Origin of the sequence: Stenomitos frigidus ULC18, from assembly GCF_003003795.1 — a bacterium.
Taxonomy (GTDB): Bacteria; Cyanobacteriota; Cyanobacteriia; order Leptolyngbyales; family Leptolyngbyaceae; genus Stenomitos; species Stenomitos frigidus_A.
The window spans coordinates 1-21386 of sequence record NZ_PVWK01000022.1 but is presented as its reverse complement, the minus strand read 5'-3'; the positions used below and the strand labels follow the sequence as shown (position 1 = coordinate 21386).

11 protein-coding genes and 1 pseudogene are annotated in these 21386 nt (G+C 52.7%); 7 read left to right on the top strand and 5 right to left on the bottom strand.

The window, feature by feature from the left end; translation table 11 throughout:
- Nucleotides 1-212: 212 nt before the first annotated feature.
- Nucleotides 213-2582, bottom strand: coding sequence for a beta strand repeat-containing protein (locus C7B82_RS33600; RefSeq protein WP_245939735.1), 2370 nt, complete (start codon nucleotides 2580-2582; stop codon nucleotides 213-215).
- Between C7B82_RS33600 and C7B82_RS33595 the strand changes: the two genes are divergently transcribed.
- Nucleotides 2542-3858 (top strand): hypothetical protein, encoded by a 1317-nt coding sequence (locus C7B82_RS33595; RefSeq protein WP_245939734.1) that lies wholly within the window; start codon nucleotides 2542-2544, stop codon nucleotides 3856-3858. The genes C7B82_RS33600 and C7B82_RS33595 overlap by 41 nt on opposite strands.
- A gap of 332 nt (nucleotides 3859-4190) precedes the next feature.
- Here C7B82_RS33595 and C7B82_RS34970 read toward each other — a convergent pair.
- Nucleotides 4191-4967: pseudogene (locus C7B82_RS34970) on the bottom strand (filamentous hemagglutinin N-terminal domain-containing protein); the annotation flags it as partial.
- 87 nt (nucleotides 4968-5054) lie between these two features.
- Nucleotides 5055-8180 (bottom strand): TIR domain-containing protein, encoded by a 3126-nt coding sequence (locus tag C7B82_RS04845; RefSeq protein ID WP_106255183.1) that lies wholly within the window; start codon nucleotides 8178-8180, stop codon nucleotides 5055-5057.
- Nucleotides 8181-8230: 50 nt separating this feature from the next.
- Here C7B82_RS04845 and C7B82_RS04840 point away from each other — a divergent pair, with 50 nt between their 5' ends.
- Nucleotides 8231-9067, top strand: a complete 837-nt coding sequence (locus C7B82_RS04840) for a DUF928 domain-containing protein (RefSeq protein ID WP_106255182.1) — start codon at nucleotides 8231-8233, stop codon at nucleotides 9065-9067.
- 171 nt (nucleotides 9068-9238) lie between these two features.
- Here the strand turns inward: C7B82_RS04840 and C7B82_RS04835 are convergent, their stop codons facing one another.
- The gene (locus C7B82_RS04835) at nucleotides 9239-11032 is read right to left on the bottom strand and encodes a ShlB/FhaC/HecB family hemolysin secretion/activation protein (protein ID WP_106255181.1); all 1794 of its coding nucleotides are present in this window, start codon (nucleotides 11030-11032) and stop codon (nucleotides 9239-9241) included.
- A gap of 810 nt (nucleotides 11033-11842) precedes the next feature.
- Between C7B82_RS04835 and C7B82_RS04825 the strand changes: the two genes are divergently transcribed.
- Both C7B82_RS04825 and C7B82_RS04820 read left to right on the top strand, forming a co-directional pair.
- Nucleotides 11843-15094 (top strand): two-partner secretion domain-containing protein, encoded by a 3252-nt coding sequence (locus C7B82_RS04825; RefSeq protein ID WP_106255179.1) that lies wholly within the window; start codon nucleotides 11843-11845, stop codon nucleotides 15092-15094.
- Nucleotides 15095-15231: 137 nt separating this feature from the next.
- Nucleotides 15232-18078 (top strand): CHAT domain-containing protein, encoded by a 2847-nt coding sequence (locus tag C7B82_RS04820; protein WP_106255178.1) that lies wholly within the window; start codon nucleotides 15232-15234, stop codon nucleotides 18076-18078.
- Between the two features lie 4 nt (nucleotides 18079-18082).
- Here C7B82_RS04820 and C7B82_RS04815 read toward each other — a convergent pair whose 3' ends face one another.
- Complete coding sequence (locus tag C7B82_RS04815) at nucleotides 18083-18268, bottom strand: hypothetical protein (protein ID WP_106255177.1); 186 nt, start codon at nucleotides 18266-18268, stop codon at nucleotides 18083-18085.
- Between the two features lie 142 nt (nucleotides 18269-18410).
- On the opposite strand from C7B82_RS04815, the gene C7B82_RS04810 reads away from it, so the two are divergent.
- The 3 genes from C7B82_RS04810 to C7B82_RS04800 all read left to right on the top strand — a co-directional run bounded on the left by C7B82_RS04810 (nucleotide 18411) and on the right by C7B82_RS04800 (nucleotide 21342).
- A complete protein-coding gene (locus tag C7B82_RS04810) occupies nucleotides 18411-18932 on the top strand; it encodes a hypothetical protein (RefSeq protein ID WP_106255176.1) in 522 nt (173 codons plus the stop codon).
- A gap of 13 nt (nucleotides 18933-18945) precedes the next feature.
- The gene (locus C7B82_RS04805; RefSeq protein ID WP_106255175.1) at nucleotides 18946-19683 is read left to right on the top strand and encodes a hypothetical protein; all 738 of its coding nucleotides are present in this window, start codon (nucleotides 18946-18948) and stop codon (nucleotides 19681-19683) included.
- Between the two features lie 105 nt (nucleotides 19684-19788).
- Nucleotides 19789-21342: a Mu transposase C-terminal domain-containing protein gene (locus tag C7B82_RS04800; RefSeq protein WP_219904019.1), complete on the top strand. Its 1554-nt coding sequence runs from the start codon at nucleotides 19789-19791 to the stop codon at nucleotides 21340-21342.
- Nucleotides 21343-21386 lie beyond the last annotated feature (44 nt).

Genomic DNA, 21386 nt, shown 5'->3' with positions numbered 1-21386 from the left:
CCATGGGCAGAGCACTGAAAGGGGTGATCTATAGTTTCCTCCCTCCTTCTCGGCTTCACCAAAAGCTGGGAAGAGCCGTTAGCCGTCGCTTTTCACCTGATGTCTAATTTAAAACTGTGCCAGATTAGCTGTCGTCATCAGGTGACGACTGACCGATCAGCTTTCGAGGTGACGCGATAGAAGTCGTGGTAAAAACGTAAGGGATTTAGGATCTAGCGACTCTGGCATGGAGCGGGCGATCGTTCTGTTCGATCAACAGAAACACTGGCAGACTGACTGACCAGGTAAAGTTTGCCCCTGGCGTCCTGCATCCACCCCTGGGCTTCGACGATCGCGCCGGGAGTAGCGGCAGGGGAAGCAGAGGAGGCAAGGGGAGCAGTTGACGCGCTGGCAGTGGGACTGCCCAGATCGGTGAGTACAGCAGTGCCGCCAAAGGGATCATCAGGACTGGTCGTCAGCCCGCCGCGACCGAGCACAACAAACTTGCTCTCGCCTTCCACCACCTTACGACCACTGTTGCAGCCTTGAGCGACGAGTTTGGAGGGGTCAACAGGGCTCAGGTTCAACTCTTGCAGTCCCTGGCTGGGGTCGAGGTTGAGGGTATTGAGGATGATGTTGCCATTGATGCCGAGTTGAGAACTGGCGGTGATGTCGCTGAAGGGGGTGTCCTGCGGTTGCGGTCGTAGTCCAAAGATTTGCTGAGCATTGATGATGACGTTGCCGCCATTACCGCTGAAGGCATTGGCGCGGATGTCGCTGTTTTCAGTTAGAACGCCAAGGACGAAGGGAGTGCTGATCGTCACGTTACCGCCATTGCCGCCTGCCTGAGCGGTGCCAGCAGTAGCAGAGATGAGGCTGCGGCGCAGTAAGACGACATCGCTGACCTTGAGGGTAATGTTGCCACCCTGAGCACTGGCGGTTTCGGCGGTGATGGAGCCCCGGTTACGCAACTCCAACCGCCCTGCTTGCAAGAAGATATTGCCACCAATGCCGCTACCTTCGCTGTTGACGGCGATCGTGGCTCCATCTTGAATCAGCACCCGCTGTGGGTCAATGGTGATACTGCCACCGTTACCGGTAGAACCAGGGGTCGTCGTGGCGAATAAGCCCGTTCCACTGCCTGTTAAGGTCAATTGGTCTTTTACATTGACAGTAAGGTTGCCTGCCTGTCCACTGCTGGCGGTGTTGGTTGAAACCGTTGCTCCACCACTTACAGTCAAGGTTTCGGCATTGATGCCGACATCGCCTGCTTTGCCAGCACCGGAGGTGGAGGCTGAGACATTCACGCCCTTTTGCAGCGACAGATCACGGGTTCTTAACTGCACGCTGCCACCAGCCCCCTCACTACTGGAACCGGCGGCGATGCTGCCATTGCCACTTAGAACAATGGAGCGGGGTGCTGTCACTAAAATACTGCCACCCTGTCCTTTGCCGACTGTAGCAGCCGAAATTTGGGCACCATCGCGAAAGAGAACCGCAAGAGAATTGTCATTGAATGGTTGCAAGGTAATATTGCCAGCAATGCCACTACTGTTCGTTTGGGCAACGATTTGACTGGTGGCATCATTCAATTGGACTTGATTCGCTTTCACAATGAGGTTGCCTGCCTGTCCACTGCTGGCGGTGTTGGTTGAAACCGTCGCTCCACCACTCAAAGTCAAGGTTTCGGCATTGATGCCGACATCGCCTGCTTTGCCAGCACCAGCAGTGGAGGCAGAGACATTCACGCCATTTTGCAGAGACAGGTCACGGGTTGTTAATTGAATGCTGCCACCAGCCCCCTCGCTACTGGAGCCTGCGACGATGCTGCCATTGCCACTTAGAACAATGGAGCGGGGCGCTGTCACTAAAATACTGCCACCCTGTCCTGTGCCAATTGTAGCAGCCGAAATTTGGGCACCATCGCGAAAGAGAACCGCAAGAGAATCTCCATTAGATGGTTGCAAGGTAATATTGCCAGCAATGCCACTGCTGTTTGTTTGGGCAACGATTTGACTGGTGGCATCATTCAACTGAATTTGAGATGCGTTGATGGTGATGCTGCCTGCTGCCCCGCTGCTGCTGGTATTGCTGATGATTTGACTGTTGTTGAAACTGATGACGCCGGGACTGGTAATCGAAATATTACCAGCAGGATTGCCACTCCGAGTATCGCTTTGGATGACGCTATTGCGGAAGGTGAGATTCCCACTGCTGTCTACGGTCACATCGCCAGCCTGTCCTTTGCCAGTTAAACGGACAGTTGTAGGTTGGTTATAGGTGTTATTACATGGAGGACGCACACAGACTGCTACCTGTTGAGCGGTCTTAACCTCAGTCCGATCAACGAGCAAATTACCAGTACCCTTGACCTGAACCGCTCCAGATTGGCCACCCGATGAGACCGTGTTAATGGTTAACCCGGATATTTTACTGTTCGCTTCCAGGGTCACCCTGCCGCCATCCCCTGACTCTCCTTCACCAGAAACAGCAAAGGAACGGAGGGTGCCGCCCCCCCAAAAAATCGCGCCCCCCCAGGTACGGACGTCAATCGCCCCCCCGTTGCCCGCAGTCCCCGATTTCGAGAACGAGAACGAGTCCAAGTCCGAGCTCGAGACGGAGATATCGCCGGAGGTGGTGGCGAAGGAAATTGCCCCCCCGTTGCCCGCAGTCCCCGAGTCTGATCCCGAGTCTGATCCCGAGCCCGAGCTTAAGAGGGAGATATCGCCGGAGGTGGTGGTGAAGGAAATCGCCCCCCCGTTGCCCGCAGTCCCCGAGTTCGAGTACGAGGACGATGCCGAGTCCGAGCTGGAGAGGGAGATATTGCCGGAGGTGGTGGTGAAGGAAATCGCTCCCCCGTTGCCCGCAGTCCCCGAGTTCGATCTTGAGAACGAGTTCGAGTACGATTCCATAAGGGAGATATTGCCGGAGGTGGTGGTGAAGGAAATCGCTCCCCCGTTGCCCGCAGTCCCCGAGTCTGATCCCGAGCCTGATCCCGAGCCCGAGCTTAAGAGGGAGATATTGCCGGAGGTGGTGGTGAAGGAAATCGCTCCCCCGTTGCCCGCAGTCCCCGAGTTCGAGTACGAGAACGATGCCGAGTCCGAGCTGGAGAGGGAGATATTGCCGGAGGTGGTGGTGAAGGAAATCGCTCCCCCGTTGCCTGCAGTTCCCGCAGTCCCCGAGTTTGAGTACGAGGACGAGGACGAGTTCGATTCCATAAGGGAGATATTACCGGAGGTAGTGGTGAAGGAAATCGCTCCCCCGTTGCCCGCACTCCCCGAGTACGAGTTCGAGTACGAGTACGAGTTCGATTCCATAAGGGAGATATTACCGGAGGTAGTGGTGAAGGAAATCGCCCCCCCGTTGCCCGCACTCCCCGAGTTCGGTCTCGAGAACGAGTCCAAGTCCGATCTGGAGAGAGAGATATTGCCGGAGGTGGTGGTGAAGGAAATCGCTCCCCCCGTCCCCGCACTCCCCGATTTTAAGAACGAGACCGAGTTCGAGTTCGAGTACGATTCTATGAGGGAGATATTGCCGGAGGTGGTGGTGAAGGAAATCGCTCCCCCGTTGCCCGCGGTCCCCGAGAACGAGAACGAGTTCGATTGCGCTCCTCCACCTTGGAAAGTAATATTGCCTGCCGTCGAGCGGAGCGTAATATTCCCGCCATTCCCACTATCTCCATCTGAGTTAGAGAAGGAACCCAGCGCAAGGCTGCCAAAAGAGCCAGTGTTGCGAATATCCCCTTTTGCGGTCAGTTCAATGTTGCCACCATTCCCCCCGGTTGTGCTGGAGGTATCAATCCAGCCAAACACAATACTTCCAGGTGGATCGCCAGCAGCGGCGGCTCCTGAGGTAAAGGTAGTCTCACCACCAGTTTGAGGCAGGCTGCTAGCAGGGATAGCCGCAACTCCAGCCCTCAAAATGACGGATGGGAGTGTCGTTAAGGTGATGTAATCTGGATCAGTGGCAGGGACAGATGTATCAGGAGCGGTAACACGAATATTCCCCGCTTGAATGCTGCCCGTCGCTTCAACCTTCAACGCTGCCCCTGTATAGTCACCAAAGACCACATCTCCGTTGGCATAGATAATGGGGTCATAGAGGCTGATAAAGTTTGCGGGTTGCCCGGAGAGTGTCCGGAATTGGAACATCCCTCCACTCATAAAGTGAGCATCGCCCGAGATAATTCCATTGCTGACCAGACTCAGGTTTCTACCAGCTTGAATGGCAGGCTGGGGATGATTCAACGCCAGAATGTCAATGGACTGATTTCCCTGAATGGTTAAGTCTCTACCAGACTGCGCCCAAAAAGGAGTGGTGACCGTATCGCGAATGGTGACCGTATTCTGGGTTTTCAGGGTCAAGTCTCTGCCTGCTATCAATTGTCCCTGCAAGTCCAGCCGATCGCCCAGCAACGTCAAATCCTGTCCAGTGGTGAGGTTGCCCCGGTTGGTAATCGTGGCACCGGGTGCGGTCGCCCCTGTCTGCACTCCCAGTGCCACATTCACCGTCAGCAACGGCGGAGCCTGGGGATTGGTGGCACTAAACTCACTGCCGTCTGAGAACTTCAGGCTATTCGCAGTGGTAGCGAAAAACGAGCCGCCCAACTGCAACCGGGCATTGGGGCCAAATACAATCCCATTAGGATTTAGCAAAAACAGATTGGCCGTGCCATTCACCCGCAGCAGCCCATCAATATTCGACAGCGAAGTGCCCGTCACACGGGTCAGGATATTCTGAATTTGTGACCCATTGTTAAACCAGGCTTCGCCGCCCGTGGGGATGGAAAACTCCCGAAAGCTATGGTACAGGTTCACGCCCCGCTCAGTACCGCCGGTAATGGTGCAGGCCGTGCAGCCGGGAGGCGCGATCGAATTCACTGACAGCGTGTTGTCGGGGATAATTTGCGCGGTGGCAACGGGCGCAACTGCCAGACTGCTCAGTAAAACCCAACCTGCAAGCCAAACTGTGCCTGTATTCCGGTTCATGAGAACCCTTCCGGTAACATTCACCCAAACTTTACCCATTTCAGAGAATAATTCAAAGCCAGGTTCGGAAAATGTTATCAAATTTTGCTATTTCTTAAGCCATTGGGTTGCCCTCACCGTCAGTCCACCCGCTGCAACCAGCGCGATCGCCGATGGCACTAATGGCAACCATCCGCCATTGGAGATAAACACCCCATAACAAATGAGATAAAGGATGCCGAGAGACACAGCACCCGCCGCTATAAGCCTTCGGGGGCGTTGAATGACCCAGACGATCGCCCCACCGACCGCTGCCCAACCGACGATACATAGCGCATCGCCCCAGAACGGCAACCACCAGATGAGCGATCGGCCATCCAGCATCGCACTGGTCAACTGGCTGACCATTTGTGCCTGAATGATCACTCCTGGTAGCTCGCCCACAGGGGTGATGGAATAGTCATTCACGCCAGCGCGAGCCGTGAACCCAACGAGCACAATGCGATCGCGGATTTTTGCGGGTGGCACCTTGTCTGCCAGAACATCACGTAACCGCACCTGTTCCAAAAATTTTCTGGCTTTGCCCTTGTAGGTACGGAAGTTTAACAGCGTTTGATAGCCGCCTACAGGCAGGTTTGCATAACCGCCGGAGTAAGGGTAGAGGCGTTGTAAGCGAGTGTTGCCCAACTGTAACGCCTGAATCATGTCTCCATCGGGTGTAAACGGTGCCTGGTATGGTTTTCCCTGAGACTCCAGATATTGACGCGCGATCGTGAGGCTTAAAGAACTGTCTGTGGCGCAAATTGGTGGCGTTGGTGTATCTACCAATAATTGCCGTCGCACCACTGTTCCCGGTTCATCGAAGCTCAAATCGCTAAAGGCGAGTCGTTTGCCAAACTGAGCACGGGGTAGCTCGTCTGGGGAACGAACCCCTTCTTTCCATGCTGTATTGAGTTTGCACAGCAAAACCAGATTCGCATCTTGCTGAAAATGTTGCACGAGGCCGGGTTGATCGGTCGCAAAGTCACGATACATATCCAGCCCAATTACCCGTGGTTTTGCCTGTTGGAGTTTAGCAAGCAAGCGCGCCAGGGATGGATCAGGAAGGGTGCCTCCCCGCACACCGATCGGATACGCCTTGTTTTGGAGCTTAATGTCTTCATCATCAATGGCAACCAAAAGCAGGCGATCGTCCCTCGCCTCACTGGGTTTCCAGCGCATGAATTGGTCATAGGCCGTTAATTCTAACGGTTGCAGCCAGCTCATAAACCGGGCTGCAAGGACCAGAAAACCGACTCCCAGGCTTGCCAGTACAGCCGTGCGACGCGTTGGTTTACGCAATGGTGCATAGCGGCTCGTAGTAATGTATTGCCGCTGAAGTGCGGTTGGTTGAGGCTGCTTGGTTTCTGCCAACTGAAGCCATTGCATGGCATCGGTGAGTTCTTTACCCCGCAGCAAGAAGCTCGGATCGTATGCGTCCTGTTCCCATTCAAGGGACTGGATTAATAAGCGGGTATGCAAGCGTATATGGTCTGGATCGGTGTCCAATGTCCGCACCAGTTCACCAAAATTGGTAAAGAAATCCTTGTTATGTCGATTGAAATCAAGCCACTGAATGCCTGCTAAGCAAGGAGGTAAAGCGGTACTCTGCACGGGTCGGTACAAAACAGTGACAACCCGTTTATTTAATTTGAGAGCGTACTCAACTTCTTCGACGCAGTAGGGTGATGCAATGGAATTGGGGGAAATAATGAACAAAAAGTTGTTGGATGTTTCAATCCCCCGAAAGATCTCCTGTTGAAAATCACTACCAGAGGCAATGCTCTCTTGATCAAACCAGGTGGTCTTGCCTTGAATTTGCAGTGCATTGTTGAGACGACGGACAAAATCAGAATCCACACGAGAGTAAGCAATAAACACATCCAGCGATCGACCAGCAGGCTGTTGCAGGCTTTCTTCAATAAAGCGTTGCTGTAGCGACGTGGGCACATGTTGCGTCTGCGAATGTGCCAGCGTCAGCCAGGATTCAGCCTGACGCAGGTTATAGCCTCGCAATAAAAGACTGGGGTTACGGTTCTGACGCTCCCACTTCAGCGCTTTTGCCAGCAGCAATTTGTGCTGCTCGTAATACATGGCATCCTGATGCAGGATTTTGATCAGTTGGCTTTCGTCCTGACTGTAATCTGTAGCGGCAACGTTGTCAGTGAGGTCGATGTATTGCAAGCCACTTAGAGCAGGTGGTATCTGATCTGGGTCAGTGTCTTCAATCAGTATTGGAATAATGCGTTTGTTGAGCGACAGTGCGTAATCAAGCTCATGCTGGCAGTAGGCTGACTGGAGTGAGTGTGGAGACAATAAATAAACAACATTGTCTGCTTCTTCAATACCCTGATCGATCGCGGCTTGAAAGGTTGCGCCTGTTTGAATATCCGTCTTACTGGTCCAGACCGTAAAGCCTTCTCGCATTAAGCTGCGACGAACCTGCTCAGCAATCACATCGTCTTTCTCCGCATGGGAAAGAAAGACCTGCGTCATTAAATTATCCGCATTCTTAATACTCTCGGTAATGTATTCACAATGTAGATCGGTGGGGCTACAGGGCGACTGCTCGTTATGGAAGCGTACCTTCAGCCAGTCTTCGGCAAGATGCCGCTCTTCACCTGTGAGCAAATACCGTGATTGTTTTTGGTGGCGTTCCCAAACCAATGCCTGGGTTAGAAAGTAGGTGTGTTTTTTAACATAGTCCCGATGATGCTCAAAAAGCGCCATCAATTTTGCGAAGGCGGTTTCAAAGTCTTCTATACCTTCCCGAAAATAGAGCCAGTTGATTTTGGCGATCGCGGCTGGCATATTTGCAGTGGAATGGTACCCGCTTGCTTGAAAGCGTTCCCAGGCGGCAGCATCGGCATCAGGGTAGCGCTTTTGCCAGGTTGCGTAGCTGATTTGTTCAATGTGCAGTAAGGGGATAATGCGCTTATGGCAACGGCTTGCGACTTCAATTTCTTTTAAGCAATAGGGTGAGTTCACCGAGTGTGGCGAGATGATGAATAAAAAGTTATCTGTTTTTTCAATACCATCATCGATCTGATTCTGATAATCTACAGCCAGGGGAATATCGGTTTGGTCTAACCAGACGTTTACCCCTTGCTTAAGCAGTCGCTGATGCAGTTGGATGGCAAAGTCTTGACTATCTGCCCGCCCATAAGAGATAAAGGCATCTTGAAAGTCGTGCATGGTAGACCAGCTTGCTAGAAGGAGAGTGCCCCAAATATATCACCAAGATTATGACTTCTCGAAGATTATTGGTTTGGCATAGGATAATTGGCTACACTCTGGCTGGGGTGCTGTTGGGAGGCGTTTTAGAGACTGCGATCGCGCCTCTGCCAGCACACGCAGAATCGATTCTAGAGCGGCTCCATAACTTGATTTGGCCGCCCACCAACAGAGGCACCGCCAGTGGTCGTAGGCGAGGTGGGGCGATTCGAGGCAATTGCGCAGCCAATCATCCATCGGCCGGTGTCAAGGAACTGATCGCGCTCATCCCTCAAAACAATGAAGGGAAAACGACGAGTGCGTTTCCGACCTTTTGGTTTTACACTCCCACGTTTCAGTTTCTTCCATCCGATCAATCCTCTGCAAACCCTACGCCTATGCCGGTTAGGAACGGGGAATTTATGCTGCTGGACGATCGCGGACAGCCAGCCCTCAAGGCTCCCATTCCAGTGAAGCTACCGGATCAATCTGGGTTTGGTCGGCTGACCCTACCCAGTGACCCATCGGTCTGGGTAAATAGCAAGGGACTTGAAGTCGGTAAACGCTATAACTGGTTCTTCTCGATCAGTTGTGATGTCAAACAACCCGCCAAAAACCCCAGCGTGAGAGGTTGGATTGCGCGCATTGACGCACCACCAGGGTTAGCAGAACAGTTACAGAAAACCCCAGAAAAAGACCGTTACGGGGTCTACATCGCAAACGATATTTGGTTCGATGGCTTTACTCTCCTCTCTGAAAACCGTCAGGCAACACCAGACAACTGGGCAGCGGCGTTGAAGGAGTTAGAGCTTTCAACGGTGGCTCAAGCGCCGATCGTGGTTTTGCAGCCCATTAAGAGTGGCAAATAGTAGTTTTTACTGGAGATCCTCTTAGGACCGTGGATTTATTAAGGTGTAATTCTTTGCGTAGGGGCGTGGCATTCGGTAGAAAGACCTTGCCCTTGCCCAGAGACATCTGCCGAATGCCGCGCCCGTACAGGTAAAAGGCTGAAGTTGCCGATGTTATTTAATTCATACCCCTTAGAACGGTTGATTGTAGAGAAGGGAGAAGTAAAAGCCTTGTTCTTGTAGGGTATTCTTCTCCCCAGAGACATTGGTTAAAGGAATACCCCAATCAAACCGAGCCGTGATGCGATCGCCCGCTTGAAACCGCAGCCCCAAACCAACCGAAACTAATGTGTTGGGCGAAGGGTTCGTCCCGCTTCCCCTGTTAAAGCCATGCCCAACATCGACAAATGGATACAATTGCAAGACCGCATTGCCGAAGCTGGGGAGGCGAAGGATTGGAATTCTCACTTCAGCGGAGGCAAAGATGCCGCTATCGGTGAATAACTGGTCTTGCCGATAGCCCCGCACACTTTCCTGCCCACCCAGTCCAAATTGTTCCAACGGCACCAGCGGTCTGTCTGCCAGTTGGATATCCCCGCGCAGCAGCAGTAGTGTATCTGGAGCCAAGAGCCTGACATACTGAGCTTGTCCTCTCCAGACAAAAAAGTTGCCGTCTGGCGGGACAGCATTGATTGTGGCGTTCAAAGCACTGATCCCAACGCTGAATTGAGACCGAAAAGCCAGGACTTCTGATTGGTTTCGTAACGTGTAATCCTGGAAGAAGCGCAGAGCTGTTATCCGTGTATTACCCTGGTCATCTGAACCGACTGCTGGGAAAGGGATTTCGCCGCCCAGCAAGGTTGCGCCACTTTCGCGATGGCTGACGGTCAGCCCCAGGGCAAATTCCTGGGTCGTGCTTTGCAGGATCGGTTGGCGGACCGTGAGTTCGACGTAGTTGGAGTTGGAGTTAATATCAAGGACATCAAAGGGTGGTTCAATGACGCGGCTGAAGGCAAAGCCACCGCTGAGAGCGATCGTCCCGTTGCGTGGGTTGAAGGGAATGGTATAGCTAGCGTCGAAGGCATTGCTGCCATCGGTGTTGGTGTAGGCAAGGCTCAAACGATCACCCAGCCCCAACAGGTCAGCGTTGGTCAGCTGGATCTGTCGCCGAAAGGTGCCGACACTGGGTGTGCGTCCGTTATCCAGACTGATCTGCACGTCCCAGATGGTCGCCTCGGTGATGTTAACGGATAGCAAGTTTTCACCGGTCGTTGTCCCTGCAGAGAGTTCCGCAGACACCGCTTTGATCAGTGGATTGAGTTGCAGCAATTGGAGTGCTTCTAGCAGTCGTTTTTGATTCAGCGGCCTGGTGGTGGCGATCGCCAGCCGACTTCGCACATAGTTGGGGTTGAGATGGTGGGTTCCCGTGACTTTAATGTCTTCCAGTCCACCTTCGCTAACCTGAATTTTGACGACACCGCCTTCTAGTGGTTGGGGCGGGATGTAAGCACCTGAGGTGATGTAACCAGACTTGACGTAGAGTTCAGTGACTTTGGAGCGCACTTCAAAGAGTTCTGGCAGCGAGAGCGGACGCTTTGTGTAGGGTTTGGTAAGATTGTCAAAATCTTGTTGGCTGAAAACGGTGCTGCCAACGACCTCAAACCGCTCGACGGTGATCGCTTCAGGTACGTTCTCAGAGGGTGGCTCTGCGTTTGGGGTTGTGGGTGTGCTGGGTTGCAGTAACTCCCCAGGTGGTGGGAGTTGGGGCGGTAGGGATGACGGTGGTGATGGTTGTGTCTGCGGCGGAATGGGGATCACATCCTGCGGCGGCAAGGGAGCTGTGGGTCTTGGTAAGGGTAGCGTCGGAGCCTGAGCGGAGTTGATGGTTTGAGCATTAATGGTTTGGGCGTTCAGTGGTCTTGCAGGAAGGCTACCAGCCAGTAGAGCTAGACTCAACCAGAACCAGGAGCGATAGAGCTTAGTCATTACGGAAAAATGTAGGAAGCACACCGGATATTGATGGTAAACCCCAGAACTGAAGGGTTAATCCAAAGGTTCTGGGATAAAGAGGCCTTCGTTAACATGGCTAAACAAACAGTGCGAAGCATGCATCACACGAATTTGCAGTAGTAAGAGGAATATAGCCCATCTTGCTCTAGGTGGCTCACACGGGTTCTTTTTTCTGTCCGGTTAAAGTATCACCACTAGAAAGCTTGCTTATCACAGATAAAGCTGGTTCTTGTGAGCATGACCCGGTTGATGCTTGGGTACTACATCACGGTATTTGAGATCTCCAGAACGGTATTTGAGATCTCCAGAATGATGTTTGCGTACTACAAAACGATATTTGCGTACTACAAAACGATGTTGGAGGTCTCCAAAACAATATTTGCGACCTCCAAAACGATGCTGGAGATCTCCAGAATGATGTTTGCGTACTACAAAACGATATTGGAGATCTCCAGAACAATATTTGCGACCTCCAAAACAATATTTGCGACCTCCAAAACGATGTTGGAGATCCCCAACACGACATTGAACAAAACTTCTAGCAAACAAATACCCTCAGGGGCAGGTTTGACATCAGGACGATCGGCTAAAGGCAAGGACGTTGCAAGCCCTGTTCCCTACGAGGCCGTACATTTTCGCTCGCAAAGCTCTTAAGCACTCAAGCCCGATCGCGTCGATCGTTTTACACCATCAAGCATGAGACCTCAACGCGTGTAAAAGTTTGTGCAGAGTGTATCCCAAAAGCAGAAGTAGCTTATACTCTGAACGAAGAGTTTTGTGTCGGCTATGAAGAGAAATATCCTTCCGCTCTGGGGTATTGGAGGCCTAGCCGTTGGCTTACTGGCAGGGATCAGCACCGTCCAGGCGCAGATCATCCCTGATGCCACATTGCCTGTGAATTCGATCGTCCCTCCTGGCTGCACGGCCTGCACGATCACAGGGGGCACTGAGCGGGGCGTGAATTTGTACCATAGCTTTCGGGAGTTCTCCATTCCCACAGGCGGCGAAGCGTGGTTTAACAATGGGTCACAAATTCAGAATATCCTGACCCGCGTGACGGGCACTTCGCTGTCAAACATTGATGGGCTGCTGCGGGCGAATGGCACGGCCAATCTGTTTTTGCTGAACCCAAATGGGATTGTGTTTGGCTCTAATGCCCGGTTGCAGTTGGGCGGCTCGTTTTTCGCCACCACTGCGAATAGCCTGAAGTTCTCAGACGGCAGTGAGTTCAGTGCGACCAATCCCCAGGCTCCGCCGTTGCTGTCGGTGAATGTGGCACTGGGGGTGCAGACAGGGACGATCGCGCCTGGAAGTACGATTACCAATCGGGGCAACCTCACTACCGGGCAAGATCTAACCCTGGAGGCAGATCGATTGGATTTACAAGGGCAACTGATTGCGGGAAAAGACTTAATCCTGAAGGCCCAAGATACGGTGCAAATTCGCGATACTGTAACGAACCCATTTGTGGGGAGAGCGCAAGCCAGCCTGTTGGTACAAGGCAATCAAACAGTGGATATAATGGCGCTCCATCATCCTCAGAGTGAGTTAACGGCAGGGCAAACTCTAACGCTTCGCAGTGCTAATTCGATTGTTGGCGATGCTCATTTTCGCTCTAGTGGGTCTGTGCGGATGGAACAACTGGATGGCAGCTTGGGCGATTGGATGAGTCAGTCGGACCCAATTATTTTTGCTAATGGTGATTTCAGTTTCAATGACTATACAGGACCATCGGTGCATATTTTGGCGGGTGGTTCGGTTACGTCCACGGGCACGATTTTAATTACGGGGACAGGACCCACTGCCAATACGATTAATCCTACGTCGTTTCCTCAATACGCAACGATGACACTGTCGAATGGAACTGCGTTGACGATCGATGGCAGTATCCGCCCCACGTTGGATATTCGAGCCGGGATTGATTGGTCAAGTTTAGGGGGATTACCAGGCAATACCGCAATTGGGGCGATAGTCCCTCCTGATCTGTTCGGGAACCAGGCCACGAGTGCCGACATTTCCATTAATACAGTTTCCCTGGATGCCCCAAATGGTTTGGTGTTCTTGAGCAATCAATATCAGCCCCAACGCACCTTGCCGAGTGGCAATATCATCGTGCGAAGCATCTTTGCCGATGATGGCAGTGTTTTTAAGGGGAATGGTGGTTCGGTACTGATAGATGGCCGAGCAGATATTAACGTGACCAACGGAATCAATACCTCGTCTGGTTCTGGTAATGCAGGTGATATCACACTACTGGCACAAGCTACGATTTCTATCACTGGGGCTGGCTTTGGTTTATTTAGCAGCTTGTTGGGTGGCACGGGTCAGAGTGGCACGATTCGGATACAGACTGGTTCGCTACGTGTTATCAATGGTGCGCAGTTGAGTGCCAGTACGTTTGGCAGCGGTGATGCGGGGAGTGTGAAGCTGAGTGTCACAGATATTGCCATCTTTGATGGCACCACTCCCGATGGGCAGTTCTCCAGTGGGGCATTTAGTCAGGTTAATCAAGGTGCGACCGGTAAGGGTGGGAATGTTGAACTAACGGCAGGCTCTCTCAGGGTTACAAATGGTGCCCGGTTGAGTGCCAGTACGTTTGGCAGCGGTGATGCGGGGAATGTGAAGCTGAGTGTCACAGATACTGCCATCTTTGATGGCACCACTCCCGATGGGCAGTTCCTCAGTGGGGCAATTAGTCAGGTTGAGTCAGGTGCGACCGGCAAGGGTGGGAATGTTGAACTAACGGCAGGCTCTCTCAGGGTTACAAATGGTGCCCAGTTGGCTGCCAGTACGTTTGGCAGCGGTGATGGGGGGAGTGTGAAGCTGCGTGTCACAGATACTGCCATCTTTGATGGCACCAGTCCTGATGGGCAGTTCTCCAGTGGGACATTTAGTCAGGTTAATCAAGGTGCGACCGGTAAGGGCGGGGATGTTGAACTAATCGCCAACCTCCTCACTCTTACAAATCATGCGGTAATAGCTACTAATACTTTCGATAAAGGAAATGCTGGTAATATTACGTTGACTATCAACTCGTTCAATGCTGCTACTGGTGGGCAGGTATTAGCAAGAACGTTCAGTAGTGGCTCAGCCGGGAACCTCAATCTTCAGGTAAAGAACACGCTCTTCCTGACAGGACAGGGGACTGGCCTATTTGCCAGTACAACCCAGAGTTCAACTGGAAACGGGGGGAGTATTACCATCGATCCTCGCCTAGTGCTGATTCAGGATGGAGCGACGATCGCGGTCAACAGCGAGGGCAGCGGCATTGGCGGCAATATCTTCTTGCAAGCGGGGCGATTAGAGTTGCGCGACAAAGGGTCGATTACCGCCGAAACCGCCAGTGCTCAAGGCGGCAACATCATCCTCAAGGTCAGCGATGTCGTCTTACTGCGCCGCAATAGCCTCATCTCTGCCACTGCTGGCACCGCTCAGGCAGGCGACAATGGCGGTAACGTGACGATCACCACTCCCTACGTCATTGGCGTTCTGACTGAAAACAGTGACATCCGCGCCAATGCCTTCAGAGGTAATGGCGGTAACGTCACCATCAATGCTCAGCAAATCTTTGGACTACGACCGCAACCGCAGGACACTCCCTTCAGTGACATCACCGCCAGTTCCCAACTCGGCATCAGCAACATTATTCTCGACCCCAGCCAGGGACTGCAAGACCTCAACCTCACGCCCGTTGACCCGTCCAGACTGGTGGCTCAAAGCTGCAACAGCGGTCGTAAGGTGGTGGAAGGCGAGAGCAAGTTTGTTGTGCTCGGTCGCGGCGGGTTGACGGCCAGTCCTGATGATCCCTTTGGCGGTACCGCCGTACTCACCGATCTGGGTAGTCCCACCATCAGCGCGTCAACCGCTCCCCCTGCCTCCTCTGCTGCCTCTGCTCCCCGTGCCTCTCCTCCAGTCGCGATCGTCGAAGCCCAGGGCTGGATGAAGGACGCCAGGGGCAAACTTTACCTGGTCAGTCAGTCTACCAGTGCCCCTGTTGATGGAACGCAATCACCGCTTGTACAATGCCCGCAACGTTAGAAGATTGCCAATGACAGCCAGACTTGTCAGAGCAACTCTAAAGCTAAAACGGTGCGATCGCCGCACCCATTCAACGTCTGTCCCAATCACGAAAACACTACAGCTTTAAGCCATTTCACATTCTTTCAGGGGGTCTCATGCGGCTGTCAACCTTGCTCCGGTCTCTGGGTTTAAGCATCAGCACGGTTCTGCTCATCCTTTGCCTTGCAGGTATTGCACCGTCTCCTGCGATCCAGAAAGCAGTGCTTCCGACCCCTATCGCGGCCCCTGCAAGCACAACACCGCTGCAATTAACTCAGGACGGTCGCAGACAATATGAGAACGGACAATTTGCCGAAGCGATTACCCTCTGGCAGAACGCTGCTGCAGGCTTTGAAGCCGCAAACGACCCGATCAATCAGGCAATGGTACTGAGTAATTTGGCACTCGCGTATCAGCAGTTGGGGCAAATGCAACAGGCTCAACAGACCATTGAAAAAAGCCTGCAACTGTTGGGCTGTTCCGCCTCTGGTACGGCATGCCGAGTTTCCGACAAAGACCAAACCAAAGTGCTGGCACAGGCACTCACCACGTTGGGTAGCTTACAGCTAGCTCAAGGGCAGGCGGAGCAGGCTCTTACCACCTGGCAGCAAGCGGGCGATCGCTACCAGCAGGTGAACGACCAGGCTGGAGTCGTCCGCACTCAAATCAATCAGGCACAGGCACTCCAGGCAGGGGGGCTGTACCGTCGAGCGGAAGCCCTATTGCAACAGGTCAGCCAGACTTTAGAAAAACAAGCAGACCCTACCATCAAAGTCTCTGGGCTTATCAGCTATGGCGACGCCCTGCGGCGGATGGGCAACCTGAAGCAGTCTCAGGACGTGCTGAAAAACGCGTTAAAACTGGCGCAGCAGCAGCGGGCGATCGCGGATACTGCTGCTGCTTATTTGAGTCTAGGCAATACAGTGCGTGCACAAATCCGGTCAGGGAATAGTGCCGCCTCTCAGCCAACGGATACAGCCCTGCATTACTACCAGCAGGCCGCAGCCATCGCGCCCAACCCTACCGTCAAAATGCAAGCGCAGTTAAATCAGCTTAGCCTCCTGATCGAAACCAAGTCCTGGCAAGACGCTCAGACCCTGGCTCAACAGCTCTTACCACAGTTTCCGGGTCTCCCTACCAGTCGCACAAAAACCTATGCCCAGATTAGCTATGCCAGCAATCTCATTCAACTAGCTGCAAAGGATGCTCCATCGGGGTATGGCAGGCTATGTCAGGAGCGGACAGCCCTCGATCGCCCCACAGTCTACACCCAGGGAAATGACACGCAAGGAAAGGCTGTGGCGATCGACAAAGTAAAGAGTCTTGCCCCAACCATTGCCCTCGATCAAATAACCCAACCCTTCTCACCCTTAACGATAGCGGCTTACACCCTGGCGGACGCGATTCAGCAAAGCAGCACCGTGCAAGATTGGCAGGCAAAATCATTCGCGTTAGGCTACCTGGGACATGCCTATGAAATCGATGGACGCTGTTCGGAAGCGCTTCCCCTGACCCGTCAGGCACTAGCCCTTGCCCAGAGCCATAAAGCACTCGACATCGCTTACCGCTGGGAATGGCAAACGGGGCGGTTGTATCGGGATCTCGCCACAACCCCAATCGCGAATCGTGACAAACAGGCGATCGCAACCAGTCCAGAGTATCAAAACGCGATCGCCGCCTATAAAGCTGCCTTTGCTACACTTCAAAGTCTCCGTCGAGACCTGGCAGCAGGAAATGCAGATGCCCAATTTAACTTCCAGGAGCAGACAGAAGAACCGATTTACCGCGAATTTGTCGATCTGCTGCTACGACCCACAACACCGAGCCAAGACAATCTGGCACAGGCTCGGGCCGTGATTGAATCACTGCAAATTGCCGAACTAGAAAACTTTTTGCAGGAACCCTGTGTGGCATCAAACGCTGAGTCGATCGATCGCGTTGCCGATGAAGCAAATTCAACCACTGCAGCCCTGTTTCCGATTATTCTCAAAGACCGGATTGAAGTCATTCTCAAGTTGCCTCGACAAAAGGATTTAATTCACTACAGTTACGCCATTACGGAAGCACAAGTTAGCGAAACCATTGAGCAATTTCACCAGAAATTGCAGTTAGATTACGGCTTTGAAACCGTCAAAGTGGAAGCAAAAGCCGTTTACGATTGGTTGCTTGCACAGGGTAGAACTCAGCTAGACACAGCCAAGATCGACACGCTAGTCTTTGTGCCAGACAGTAAGCTGCGCAATGTACCGATGTCAGCGCTCTATGATGGTAAGCAATTTCTAGTCGAGAACTTTGCCACTACGGTTGCCCTCAACCTCCAGCTACAGAACCCCAAACCATTACCGAAACAATTAAGGGTATTAGCAGCCAGCCTTACCGATCCACCCGCTAACTTTGCCAACTTCGCCAAACTGGAAAATGTAAACAAGGAACTAACGGCGATCGCAAACGCGGGCATTACCGTCATTCCAATTCAAGACAAACAATTTACAACGCAGGCATTTAACCAAAAAATCAATCAATCCTCGTTTTCGATTGTGCATCTAGCCACGCACGGCCAATTTAGCTCAGACCCGCAAAAGACGTTTCTGCTCACGGCAAGCGGCAGCATCAAAGTAGATGACATCGGTACTCTCTTTCGGACTCGCGGCTTAAACCGTACGGATGAAATTGAATTGCTTGTCCTGAGTGCCTGTGAAACCGCATCGGGTGACAACCGCGCTACTCTGGGTATCGCTGGAACAACAGTTCGTGCAGGTGCCAGAAGCGCGATCGCATCTCTTTGGAGTTTAGATGACGAATCCAGCGTTGAACTGATGAAGCAGTTTTATCAGCAGCTAGGTAAAGGCAGCATCTCACGTGCTGAAGCCCTTCGCCAAGCCCAGCTAGCACTCATCAAAAGTGAGCAGTATGCCTATCCTCGATACTGGGCACCCTTAATTTTGCTTGGAAATTGGTTGTAAGCTGCTACGAATCCCAAGCTTCTAAGGCTTGGGTGCTATGACTATTCTTTGCCTTCCCGGCTTGCCGCGAAAACTCTTCGATCTGCCAGTCCCGTAAGTCAGAGGGCTTCTTTTCCTTCGCTTCTGGCTGTTCATCAGTGAACGGCACAATGATAGTTGGCAAAACTGGGTCAGAGGCGTGAGTTTGCATGTGCGATCGCGTGATCGGACGGTGTGAGTAGATAGAGATAACTTTGCTTATCTCTATCAGGATTTTCTCAGCATAATAACGACAAGAGACGACCCCGCAAAACTTCCACAAAAACTTTGAGAGCCATTTGGTATGAGGTGCAATGGGACGACTAACCAATGAGAAGTGCTGGGCGTGTAGCCTCTTGACAATCGCTGAAGCCCGCAAGCTTCATGAGACAGAAAGCGGCGATGGCTGTTGGAACGCTGATACCTGCCACAGTCGGCGCTCCTACTATCGTCAAGGACGAGAGCGCACAGTTCGACGAAAGACCGCGCTAGAGGAGGTGACAGTACCCCTTCCACCACTGCCATACATCGTCCTGCACACCTATGTGGATCAACCCCGCCAGGTAGCCGATGATGTTGTTATCCATGCGCTTTGTGCTGAATTGTGGATCGGCGGCAAACCGATTGCCATCACACAACCTCAGCATACTTTCGGCCTACCACCGCGTCTGGTGAAGGAGTATGCCCGTCAGCGACTGGAAGCACTGTATCAAACGTACGGCAATGGTCACAGGCTGGGCTTTGAACGCTTCGCACGGGAGGAACAGCACTCGCTATCACAGTGCCCGGTACGCCCTTGCACCTATCATGCGTCCCATCTAACCCTTTACCGTTAAGGAGTCTAATCCCATGCAGTTTGAACAACTGGAATCACTTCTTCGCTCAGAGTGGCAAACAGCACAGCTAACGCCGGAAACAGCCGATCTCGGTAAGCTGTGGAAGCAGATTGAGGTCGCGATCGCCCAGCTTCCAGAGCCACTACAGTTGCAGATAGCAGGGGACGCGCTGCTTCAACTAGCCGAGCTGTGCCAAGTGCGATCGGCGGCGTTGCTGGCTGACTGGGAGGATGCTTACCGCGCTCCCGTTGCACCCAGAGGATTCTTCTCAGATTTGGTACGGCAGACCATGACGGTGGATATGAGTGATCTGATAGCATCAGCTCCACCGCGCAAACAGCGGGTGCGATCGGCGTGCAAACCAGAATCATCCCTTGTAGCCCCAGTGAGTAAAGCCGCTGCCTTGGCTTTAGTAGAACAATTAGAGGCTGAGTCTCAACCATTAGGAATGTTGCCACAATCAAAGGCTGAGCTACAGGCTGTATTGGCGATCGCTCATGAGGAAGCGGTTTCAGAATGGATACAAACCATCCACGGCTGGCTTCAGGCGCACACGACACAGCAAGAGATTTCTTTGATGGAGCTGACGCATCGCCTGAAGCTGCCGTGGAGCCATTTATGGTTGGGAGTGCTGCTGGGAGGGTTTGAGTTGGAGCAACGGGGAGACTTTTATAGCCAGGATATTTGGGTGCAGTCTCCGCTAGAGCCGTTCCCGAAAAGGGTGGACTGGACAGATCCCTCTAGGGACTAGAACGTGAAGATTAACCGCTCAACAGCAAATTTATTGACACATTAGCTGTCACTTTTCTGTCGTTGTGGTAAATTACTACGAACGAAACAGTACATCAGTACTTTTATGCTGAACTGCTCCACCCAAAGTGATCCGCTAGCAGCGATTACCGCTGCCCCTTCTCAACAGACAGTTGAACCAGCAGCCTCGAACACGATTGTCAGTGAACTGAATGCTGAGGCTCAACTGAAGTTAGCAGTGATCCAAAGTCTCATGGCACCGTGCGATCGCGCCACCTACGGGCAAAAGCTGAGGGATGGGGCTGAAAAGTTGGGCGTTTCCGTGCGATCGATTCAACGGTTAGTCAAACGGTGGGAGCAGGAAGGGGTCGCAGGCATCGCCCAAGAGTCCAGAGCAGACAAAGGCAGCTACCGCATTGGAGACTTCTGGGAGGACTTCATCATCAAGACCTACAAGGAAGGCAACAAGGGCAGCAAGCGCATGACGCCCAAGCAGGTAGCCGTGCGGGTGCAGGCGAAAGCGCGTGAGATCGGCGATGAGAAGCCGCCTCACTACCGCACAGTACTGCGGGTACTCAAACCGATCATGGAGAGGCAGGAGCGAGCCAATAGCATTCGTAGTCCAGGCTGGAAAGGCTCCACCCTCTCGGTGAAGACACGTGAAGGCAAGGATCTTGCGATTGAGTACAGTAATCACGTTTGGCAATGCGACCATACACGAGCCGATGTTTTGTTGGTGGATCAGTATGGCGAACGGCTGGGTCGCCCGTGGTTAAGCACCGTGATTGATTCTTACTCCCGCTGCATCATGGGCATCAACCTGGGTTTTGATGCTCCCAGCTCTCAGGTGGTGGCGTTAGCGCTTCGCCATGCCATTCAGCCTAAAAAATATGGAGCAGAGTACAAGCTGAACTGTGAATGGGGCACCTACGGCAAACCGCAGCACTTTTATACCGATGGTGGCAAGGATTTTCGCTCCAACCATGTGCAGCAAATTGCCACTGATCTGGGTTTTGTCTGCCATTTGCGCGATCGCCCCTCTGAGGGCGGCATTGTTGAGCGCCCCTTCCGCACCCTGAATGACCAACTATTTTCGACGTTGCCTGGGTATGTTGGCTCAAACGTACAGGAACGCCCAAAGGAAGCTGAAAAAGATGCCAGCTTGACGCTGCGCCAGCTAGAACAACTGATTGTCCGGTTTCTTTGCGATCACTACAACCAGAGTATCGACGCTCGGATGGGCGACCAGAACCGCTTTCAACGCTGGGAAGCTGGTCTACCAAATGTTCCCGATGTCATTGATGAGCGGCATCTCGATATTTGCTTGATGAAAGCCTCTCGACGCACCATTCAACGGGGTGGCTACTTGCAATTTGAGAACTTGATGTATCGCGGCGAATACCTGGCTGGATACGCCGGGGAAACTGTCTCGTTACGCTTCGATCCGACAGACATTACAACGGTTCTGGTCTATCGCCAGGAAAACCAGCAGGAGGTGTTTCTAGCGCGTGCCCATGCTCAGGGCTTAGAAACTGAGCAACTCTCATTAGACGAGGCAAAAGCGAGCAGTCGTCGGTTGCGGGAAGCAGGGAAGACGCTTAGCAATGAAGCGATTTTTTACAATGCTCTAGTGGTCTGTCAATTTTCAGTTGATGGGTAAAGTCGCTGTAGTTTGATGCGTGCATCGGCTGTCGTAAACCGCCA

Coding starts and splice junctions, on each gene's coding strand:
- C7B82_RS04845 (WP_106255183.1), bottom strand. CDS start 8,180: ATGCACGACTTTCAAGATGCCTTTATCTCTTATGGGCGGGCAGATAGT.
- C7B82_RS04840 (WP_106255182.1), top strand. CDS start 8,231: ATGACTTCTCGAAGATTATTGGTTTGGCATAGGATAATTGGCTACACT.
- C7B82_RS04835 (WP_106255181.1), bottom strand. CDS start 11,032: ATGACTAAGCTCTATCGCTCCTGGTTCTGGTTGAGTCTAGCTCTACTG.
- C7B82_RS04825 (WP_106255179.1), top strand. CDS start 11,843: ATGAAGAGAAATATCCTTCCGCTCTGGGGTATTGGAGGCCTAGCCGTT.
- C7B82_RS04820 (WP_106255178.1), top strand. CDS start 15,232: ATGCGGCTGTCAACCTTGCTCCGGTCTCTGGGTTTAAGCATCAGCACG.
- C7B82_RS04815 (WP_106255177.1), bottom strand. CDS start 18,268: ATGCAAACTCACGCCTCTGACCCAGTTTTGCCAACTATCATTGTGCCG.
- C7B82_RS04810 (WP_106255176.1), top strand. CDS start 18,411: ATGGGACGACTAACCAATGAGAAGTGCTGGGCGTGTAGCCTCTTGACA.
- C7B82_RS04805 (WP_106255175.1), top strand. CDS start 18,946: ATGCAGTTTGAACAACTGGAATCACTTCTTCGCTCAGAGTGGCAAACA.
- C7B82_RS04800 (WP_219904019.1), top strand. CDS start 19,789: ATGCTGAACTGCTCCACCCAAAGTGATCCGCTAGCAGCGATTACCGCT.